Genomic DNA, 7,446 nt, shown 5'->3' with positions numbered 1-7,446 from the left:
CCATCCCGCAAGGTCGGGGGCGGGTCGGCGGCGAAGGGCGAGCGGAGAAAGGCCATGTCAGCTCACCCGAAGTGCCGCGCGATGGCATCATACCCCGCAAGCTGCCCGATGTGGCCAACCGCGCCGAAGGCAGGCCTGCGGTTGCAGAACAGCCGGGCGGCCAGATCACGTACCTGTTCCGGGGTCACGGCGTCGATTTTCTGCGTCAGGGAGGCGATCGAGGGGACTTGGCCGAAGGCCAGGAACTGCCGCGCGATCTGGTCGGCGCGGGACGACGCGCTCTCGAGGTTCATGACGAGGCTCGCCTTCAGCTGCGCCTTGGCGCGCGCAACTTCAGCCTCCGTCACCTCGGCAGCCACCGACAGCATGATGCCCGTGGTGAGGTCGAGGAGCTCGTTCGAATGCTCGGGCGAGGTCGCGGCATAGACGCCGACCTGGCCTGCATCCTCATAGGCCGATCCAAAGGAGAAGACGCTGTAGCAGAGCCCGCGCTTTTCGCGCACCTCCTGGAACAGGCGAGACGACATGCCCCCGCCCAGGATGTTGGAGAGCACCTGCAGCACATAGATGTCGGGGTCGCGGTAGCTCGGCGCCGCGAAGGTGAGCACCAGATGCGCCTGGTCGAGCGGCTTTTCCGCGGTGCAGGCGGTGGGCTGGAAGGCGGGAAGCTCACGCTGCGGCTCATGACCCTGCTCGATACCGCCCAGGAGGCGCTCGGCTTCCGCCGCAAAGGCCTTGTGGTCGACATGGCCCGCCGCGGCGACCACGATGCGTGAGCCCCAATAGTTGCGGTTGCGCCAGTCGAGGATCTGCTGGCGCGTGACGCCTCCGATCAGATCATGCGTGCCGAGGATGGAGCGCCCCAGCGGATGGGCGCCGAAGCTGGCCGCCTGGGCGAGATCGAAGACGAGATCGTCGGGCTGGTCATGCGCGGCGGCGATCTCCTGCAGGATCACGTCACGCTCGCGCTCCAGTTCCTCTTCATCGAGTTCGGGCGAGGTGAAGATGTCGGCCAGAATGTCGAGCGCCAGCGCCCAGTCGTTCTTCAGCACGCGGGCGTAGTAGGTGGTGGTTTCCATGCCGGTCGCAGCATTGATCTCGCCGCCCGCCGACTCGATCTCTTCCGCAATGGCGCGGGCCGAGCGCCGGGGCGTGCCCTTGAAGGCCATGTGCTCGAGGAAATGGGCGATGCCGTTTTCGTCGGCGCGCTCGTCGCGGGCCCCCGCCTTCACCCAGATGCCGAGTGCTGCCGTCTCGAGATGCGGCATGTGATGGGTGACGACATGAATGCCATTGGGAAGACGGGTGATCTCGACACTCATGTCAATTCTCTCGGGCTCTAGGCCTGCTGCCGCGACAGGATGAAGTCGCGCACGCGGGATACGTCGTTGGGAAGCACTGTGAACCGTTCCTCGGCGGCCATCAAGTGGGCCAGCCGCTTGGGCAGGGCGGGGCGGATGCCACTGGCCTTCTCCACCGCATCGGGGAACTTGGCGGGATGCGCGGTGGCCAGCGTCACCATCGGGCTGGCGGAAGTGGCCGCGCTGCGCGCCACGGCATAGCCCACCGCGGTGTGCGGATCGAGAAGTTCAGCCGTCTCCGACAGCGTCCGCGCGATGGTGGCGGCTGTCCCCGCCTCGTCCGTGGCACCGGAGCCGAATTCATGGCGGATCTGGTCGAGCTCACGGTTGCCGATGGTGAAGGCGCCGGACTGGGCGAGGCCCGCCATCATGCGGCGCACGGCATGGGGATCGCGCCCATGCACCTCGAACAGCAGCCGCTCGAAATTGCTCGAGATCTGGATGTCCATCGACGGGCTGGTCGAGGTCTTCACGCCGCGCATCTCGTAGCGGCCGGTCTTGAGCGTGCGGTCGAGGATATCGTTGACATTGGTGGCGATGACCAGCCGGTCGATGGCAATACCCATGCGCTTGGCGACGAGCCCGGCGAAGATGTCGCCGAAATTGCCGGTCGGCACCGAGAAGCTCACCGCCCTGCCCGGGCTACCGAGCGACAGGGCGGCCGTCACATAATAGACGGTCTGCGCCATGATGCGCGCCCAGTTGATGGAGTTGACGCCAGCCAGCCCCACGCTGTCACGGAAGGCCAGATCGTTGAACAGCGCCTTCACGATCGCCTGGCAATCGTCGAAGTTGCCTTCGATGGCGATGTTATGGACCGACCTGCTGTCGACCGTCGTCATCTGGCGGCGCTGCACCTCGGAAACGCGCCCGTGCGGATGCATCATGAAGACGGCGGCATGCCGGGAAGATCTGAAGGCCTCGATGGCAGCACCACCCGTATCGCCGCTGGTGGCGCCGACGATGGTGGCGCGCGTGCCGCGCCTGGCGAGTGCCCAATCCATCATCCGGGCGAGAAGCTGCATCGCCACGTCCTTGAAGGCCAGCGTCGGACCATGGAACAGTTCGAGAAGCCACTGGTTGTCGTCGAGCTGCTTCAGTGGCGCCACGGCCGGATGGCCGAAGCTGGCATAGGCCCCGTCGATCATGTGCCGCAACTCATCCGCCGGGATGGCCCCGCCGATGAACGGCTGGATCACGGCCTGGGCCACCTCCTCATAGGACTTGCCCTGCAGGGCGGTGATGGCGCGCGTGCCGAGTTCCGGCCACTGTGCGGGCACATAGAGGCCGCCGTCACGGGCAAGGCCCGTCAGCAAGACGTCTTCGAAGCCCAGTTCCGGAGCCTCGCCCCGGGTCGAAACATAGCGCAAGGCCGTGCCCCCTCAAGAACTTGGGACGTGCTTTAGCCCCGGAGCCGCAGGCCATCAAGCAGTGGTTTCCCGCGACCGGCGAGCCCGCTGCTCGTCAGGCGTTGCGCGCCTTCCGGAGGCCTAAGACATAGACGCCCGCCACCACCAGCAAGGTTGCCGCAAGACCGAACCAGGTGATGGCATAGCCCAGATGGTTGTTGGCAAGCTTCGCCTGCGGTTCTTCAGGGCGTGGGAAGTCTGCCGCGGCCGCGGCGGGCAGGAGTTGCACCACGAGGGGAAAGGGCTTGAGATCCGCCGCCAGCCCGCCTGCCGCCAGCATGGCGGGCACGTCCCACCAGTACCAGAGATTGGCGGCACGGTCGTTGTCAGGGTCGAACATGGCGCGTCCGCGGCCATAGCTGCGCAGCACGCCATCGATCTGGACGACGCCCAAGGGCTTGTCGAAGCTGTCGAGCTGCTGGCCGGGAATGCGGCCGCGATCGATGATCACCGCGAAGCCGCCGGAGGCGGCGGCGGGCGTGATGATGGTCCAGCCCGGCCCGCCCTGATAGGTCGCGAGCATCTTCATCATGCCCTCGTGCCGGTAGGTGGCGGGAAAGCTCACCCGCACGAATTCCATGTCCTCGCCAGATGCCGCACGCGCCGCGGCGGTGGCAAGGTCAATGGGGGCTGCCGCGGCATTGGCGGCAAGCTGTGCGAGAAGCGCTTCCTTCCACTGCAGGCGCTGCAGCTGCCAGACGCCGAGCGTCACCAGGATCGCCGTGCCGATCACGGTGGCGAGCAGGATCGGCCAGAGCCGCGGCGTGCGGGCCGCACTCATGACTGGCGGCGCCCTTCGCGCGCGCCCGTCTTCCATTGCTGATTGAGCAGCACGCCCTTGACCGGGCGCAGCAGCAGCAACGGCAGGATGACGAGCACCGGAATGGCGATCAGCGCGTGAACCCAGTAGGGCGGGCTCCACGCCACCTCGACCCCGAGGATGGAGCCCACGCCCACGACGCTGACGAACAGCATGACGAACCATGCCGCGCCATCACCGCCATCGGCGAATTCATAGGACAGGCCGCAACTGGCGCAGGACTTTGCGACGCTGAGATAGCCCTCGAACAGCCGGCCACGGCCGCAACGCGGGCACTTTGCCGCCATGCCGGTGGAGACGGGCGAAAGGTCTGCATAATAGGGCTCGTTCATGGCGTTCCTCAAAAAGCGATGGGGCCGCAGCGGCGTTCCGGTGCGGCCCCAGTCAGTGTCGGATCAAGGCCGCTCAGTGCCCCGGGATGACCGCGCCGTGCGAGCCCCAGATGTAGATGGCGGCGAACAGGAACAGCCACACCACGTCCACGAAGTGCCAGTACCAGGCTGCCGCCTCGAAGCCGAAATGCGCCTTCGGTGTGAAATGGCCCTTGTAGGCGCGCACCAGGCAGACGATCAGGAAGATCGTGCCGATCAGCACGTGGAAGCCGTGGAAGCCCGTGGCCATGAAGAAGGTCGAGCCATAGATATTGCCGCCATTGTCGCGGCTGAAGGCGAAGGCCGCATGGGCATATTCATAGGCCTGGACGATGGTGAACAGCACGCCCAGCGCGACCGTGGCCCAGAGCCCGTACTTGAGGCCCTGCCGGTCGTTGTTGAGCAGCGCATGATGCGCCCAGGTGACAGTGGTGCCGGAGGTGAGCAGGATCAGCGTATTGATCAGCGGCAGGTGCCAGGGGTCGAAGACCACGATGTCCTTAGGGGGCCACACGCCGCCGGTGGCAGCCGCGCGCGAAGCCTGGATCGCCTCGCCGGTGAACAGGCTGGCATCGAAGAAGGCCCAGAACCAGGCGACGAAGAACATCACCTCGGAGGCGATGAACATCAGCATGCCGTAGCGCAGGTGCAGGCTGACGACGGGGGTGTGGTCACCCCTCTGGCCTTCCTTGATCACGTCACGCCACCACATGAACATGGTGTAGATCACACCGAGCAGGCCGATGATCATCACGGCGGGATTGGAGCCGTGCATCCAGAAGACCGTGCCAACCGCCATGACGAAGGCGGCCATCGAGCCGACGAAGGGCCAGGGGCTCGGGTCGACGAGATGATAGTCGTGGTTCTTTGCGTGGGCGTCAGCCATGTCCCCTACTCCTCAGTTCGTGACGCTGCCGGGGGCGGCACTGGGCGCCTCCGATACAGCCTTGGGCTTGTCCACCGGATAGAAGGTATAGGACAAGGTGATTTCCTTGATGCCCGCGGCATCGGGATCTTCCAGCATGTCCGGATCGACAAAGAATGACACGGGCATCTCGATTGATTCGCCGGGCTGGAGCGTCTGCTCGGTGAAGCAGAAGCACTGGATCTTGTTGAAATAGACACCGGCCTGCACCGGCGTCACGTTGAACACCGCGGTGCCGGTGACCGGCTTGTCAGAAATGTTGGTGGCCTTGTAGTAGGCCATGTTCTGCTCGCCCACCTTAACGGTCATCTGGGTCTGGACGGCATGGAAGGACCAGGCGAGATTGCCCGAGGTATTGGCGTCGAAACGGACCGAGACGGGGCTGTCGGTGGCCTTCTCGGGGGCCGCATCCGCGCGCTGCGTGGTGCCGCCGAAGCCTGTGACCTGGCAGAACAGGCGGTAGAGCGGAACGGCCGCATAGGACAGGCCCACCATGCCAACCGCCACGCTGCCGGCGATGAGGGCGACGCGAAGGTTACGTGCCGGGTTGGGCTGGCGCATCAGTAGGACCTCTGCGCCACGGCGCCGCCCAGATGGACCAGCGTGGTGATGAAGAACAGCACCACGAGCGCGGCGAGGATCAGCGCCACGGCGATTGCCCGCTTGCGGCGGCGTGCCATGTCTTCCGGGCCGAAAGGCGTGTTTGTCATGATCTCACTCATCCCAGGACCGGCGCAAACAGCGGCAGGCCAAACGCGCGCTCCACAAGGATCAGCGCAAAGACGATGAACAGCCACAGGGTGGAGAACTTGAAGAGCGACTTGCAGGCAGCCTCGGCCTCCGCGCCCTCGCGGCGGCGGTAGACCTGCACCGAACACCAGATGAACATGATGCCCAGCGCCACATTGGCGAGGGTGTAGAACAGGCCCACCGTGCCCGTCAGGGCCGGAAGCAGTGTCACCGGCACGAGGATCAGGGTGTAAAGCAGGATCTGGCGGCGCGTCTCGTCCGCACCTGCCACCACGGGCAGCATGGGAACGCCGGCATTGGAATAGTCGGCGTTGATCTTCTTCCACAGCGCCAGCGCCCAGAAATGCGGCGGGGTCCAGACGAAAATGATGAGGAACAGCGCGATTGAACCGAGGTCGATCGAACCCGTCACCGACACCCAGCCCACCATCGGCGGGAAGGCGCCAGCCGCACCGCCGATCACGATGTTCTGCGGCGTCAAGCGCTTCAGCCACATCGTATAGATGGCGATGTAAAAGAAAATCGTGAAGGCGAGCAGCGCGCCCGCCAGCACGTTGACGAGCAGGCCCAGCACCAGCACGGAGCCGATGGCAAGCGTCATGCCGAAGCCCAGCGCCTCTTGCGGCGTGATGGTGCCCGCAGGCACCGGCCGCTTCGCGGTGCGCTTCATCACCGCGTCGATGTCGGCGTCATACCACATGTTGAGGGCGCCCGCCGCACCGGCCCCCACCGCGATGGCGAGCAACGCCACGAAGCCGAGCCACGGGTGGATGGTGCCAGGGGCGGCGATCAGCCCGACGAAGGCCGTGAAGATGACGAGCGACATCACGCGCGGCTTGAGCAGCGCGAAATAATCCCCGACGGAGCCCTGGTCGCCCGAAACGGCGGCCGGGGCTTCGGCGATATGGGCGTTGATGTCGCTCATCGTGTTTGCGTTACTTGATCACCGGCAGGGTGTTGAACTGGTGGAACGGCGGCGGCGAGGACAGCGTCCACTCCAGCGTCGTGGCACCCGCACCCCACGGATTGTCAGCCGCCTGCACCTTGCGGGCATAGGCCTGGAACACGCCGAACAGGAAGATCAACACACCCACGGCGGAGAGGTAGGAGCCGTAGGAGGAGATCTGGTTCCAACCGGCATAGACCTCCGGATAGTCGATATAGCGGCGCGGCATGCCGGCCAGACCCAGGAAGTGCTGCGGGAAGAACACCATGTTCACGCCGACAAAGGTGACCCAGAAGTGAAGGTGGGCGATCTTCTCGGAATACATGTAGCCGGTGATCTTCGGGAACCAGAAGTACCAGCCCGCGAAGATGGCGAACACAGCACCCAGCGACAGCACGTAGTGGAAGTGCGCCACCACGTAATAGGTGTCATGCAGCGCGCGGTCGACACCGGCATTGGCCAGAACGACGCCCGTCACACCGCCAACCGTGAACAGGAAGATGAAGCCCAGGGCCCAGACCATGGGCGCCTTGAACTCAATCGACCCGCCCCACATGGTTGCGATCCAGGAGAAAATCTTAACACCCGTGGGTACCGCGATAATCATCGTGGCGGCCACGAAATAGGCCTGCGTGTCCGCATCCATGCCGACGGTGTACATGTGGTGCGCCCACACGATGAAGCCGACGACGCCGATCGCCACCATGGCGTAGGCCATGCCGAGGTAGCCGAACACCGGCTTCTTCGAGAAGGTCGCCACGATGTGGGAGATGATGCCGAAGCCCGGAAGGATGAGGATGTAGACTTCCGGATGTCCGAAGAACCAGAACAGATGCTGGAACAGGATCGGGTCACCACCCGCTG

The 7,446-nt window shown here is 65.0% G+C and carries 9 protein-coding genes; all 9 read right to left on the bottom strand.

The window, feature by feature from the left end; translation table 11 throughout:
* Positions 1 to 62: 62 nt before the first annotated feature.
* Positions 63 to 1,322: a M16 family metallopeptidase gene (locus ACILRA_RS16920; RefSeq protein WP_395663242.1), complete on the bottom strand. Its 1,260-nt coding sequence runs from the start codon at positions 1,320 to 1,322 to the stop codon at positions 63 to 65.
* 17 nt (positions 1,323 to 1,339) lie between these two features.
* Positions 1,340 to 2,731: a threonine synthase gene (gene thrC / locus ACILRA_RS16915; RefSeq protein WP_395663241.1), complete on the bottom strand. Its 1,392-nt coding sequence runs from the start codon at positions 2,729 to 2,731 to the stop codon at positions 1,340 to 1,342.
* A 94-nt stretch (positions 2,732 to 2,825) separates the two neighbouring features.
* Positions 2,826 to 3,551: an SURF1 family protein gene (locus ACILRA_RS16910; RefSeq protein WP_395663240.1), complete on the bottom strand. Its 726-nt coding sequence runs from the start codon at positions 3,549 to 3,551 to the stop codon at positions 2,826 to 2,828.
* Positions 3,548 to 3,922, bottom strand: a complete 375-nt coding sequence (locus ACILRA_RS16905; protein WP_395663239.1) for a DUF983 domain-containing protein — start codon at positions 3,920 to 3,922, stop codon at positions 3,548 to 3,550. The genes ACILRA_RS16910 and ACILRA_RS16905 overlap by 4 nt, the downstream gene beginning before the upstream one ends.
* A gap of 73 nt (positions 3,923 to 3,995) precedes the next feature.
* The gene (locus ACILRA_RS16900; protein ID WP_395663238.1) at positions 3,996 to 4,847 is read right to left on the bottom strand and encodes a cytochrome c oxidase subunit 3; all 852 of its coding nucleotides are present in this window, start codon (positions 4,845 to 4,847) and stop codon (positions 3,996 to 3,998) included.
* 12 nt (positions 4,848 to 4,859) lie between these two features.
* Positions 4,860 to 5,447 carry a cytochrome c oxidase assembly protein gene (locus ACILRA_RS16895; protein ID WP_395663237.1) on the bottom strand — a complete coding sequence of 196 codons (588 nt, stop codon included), beginning with the start codon at positions 5,445 to 5,447 and terminating at the stop codon, positions 4,860 to 4,862.
* Complete coding sequence (locus ACILRA_RS16890) at positions 5,447 to 5,596, bottom strand: hypothetical protein (protein WP_395663236.1); 150 nt, start codon at positions 5,594 to 5,596, stop codon at positions 5,447 to 5,449. The genes ACILRA_RS16895 and ACILRA_RS16890 overlap by 1 nt, the downstream gene beginning before the upstream one ends.
* Before the next feature lie 8 nt (positions 5,597 to 5,604).
* The gene (locus ACILRA_RS16885; RefSeq protein ID WP_395663235.1) at positions 5,605 to 6,561 is read right to left on the bottom strand and encodes a heme o synthase; all 957 of its coding nucleotides are present in this window, start codon (positions 6,559 to 6,561) and stop codon (positions 5,605 to 5,607) included.
* A gap of 10 nt (positions 6,562 to 6,571) precedes the next feature.
* Positions 6,572 to 7,446: cbb3-type cytochrome c oxidase subunit I (locus ACILRA_RS16880; protein ID WP_395663234.1), on the bottom strand; the 875-nt coding region annotated here is incomplete at its 5' end.

Origin of the sequence: Aestuariivirga sp., assembly GCF_044239095.1 — a bacterium.
GTDB lineage: Bacteria > Pseudomonadota > Alphaproteobacteria > Rhizobiales > Aestuariivirgaceae > Aestuariivirga.
The sequence above is the reverse complement of the archived record's forward strand: the minus strand, read 5'-3'. Positions and strand labels throughout refer to the sequence as shown.

What these genes read in the sequence shown, in the direction of transcription:
- ACILRA_RS16910 (WP_395663240.1), bottom strand. Translation starts at nt 3,551, where the DNA reads ATGAGTGCGGCCCGCACGCCGCGGCTCTGGCCGATCCTGCTCGCCACC.
- ACILRA_RS16895 (WP_395663237.1), bottom strand. Translation starts at nt 5,447, where the DNA reads ATGCGCCAGCCCAACCCGGCACGTAACCTTCGCGTCGCCCTCATCGCC.
- ACILRA_RS16905 (WP_395663239.1), bottom strand. Translation starts at nt 3,922, where the DNA reads ATGAACGAGCCCTATTATGCAGACCTTTCGCCCGTCTCCACCGGCATG.
- ACILRA_RS16920 (WP_395663242.1), bottom strand. Translation starts at nt 1,322, where the DNA reads ATGAGTGTCGAGATCACCCGTCTTCCCAATGGCATTCATGTCGTCACC.
- ACILRA_RS16885 (WP_395663235.1), bottom strand. Translation starts at nt 6,561, where the DNA reads ATGAGCGACATCAACGCCCATATCGCCGAAGCCCCGGCCGCCGTTTCG.
- ACILRA_RS16900 (WP_395663238.1), bottom strand. Translation starts at nt 4,847, where the DNA reads ATGGCTGACGCCCACGCAAAGAACCACGACTATCATCTCGTCGACCCG.
- ACILRA_RS16890 (WP_395663236.1), bottom strand. Translation starts at nt 5,596, where the DNA reads ATGACAAACACGCCTTTCGGCCCGGAAGACATGGCACGCCGCCGCAAG.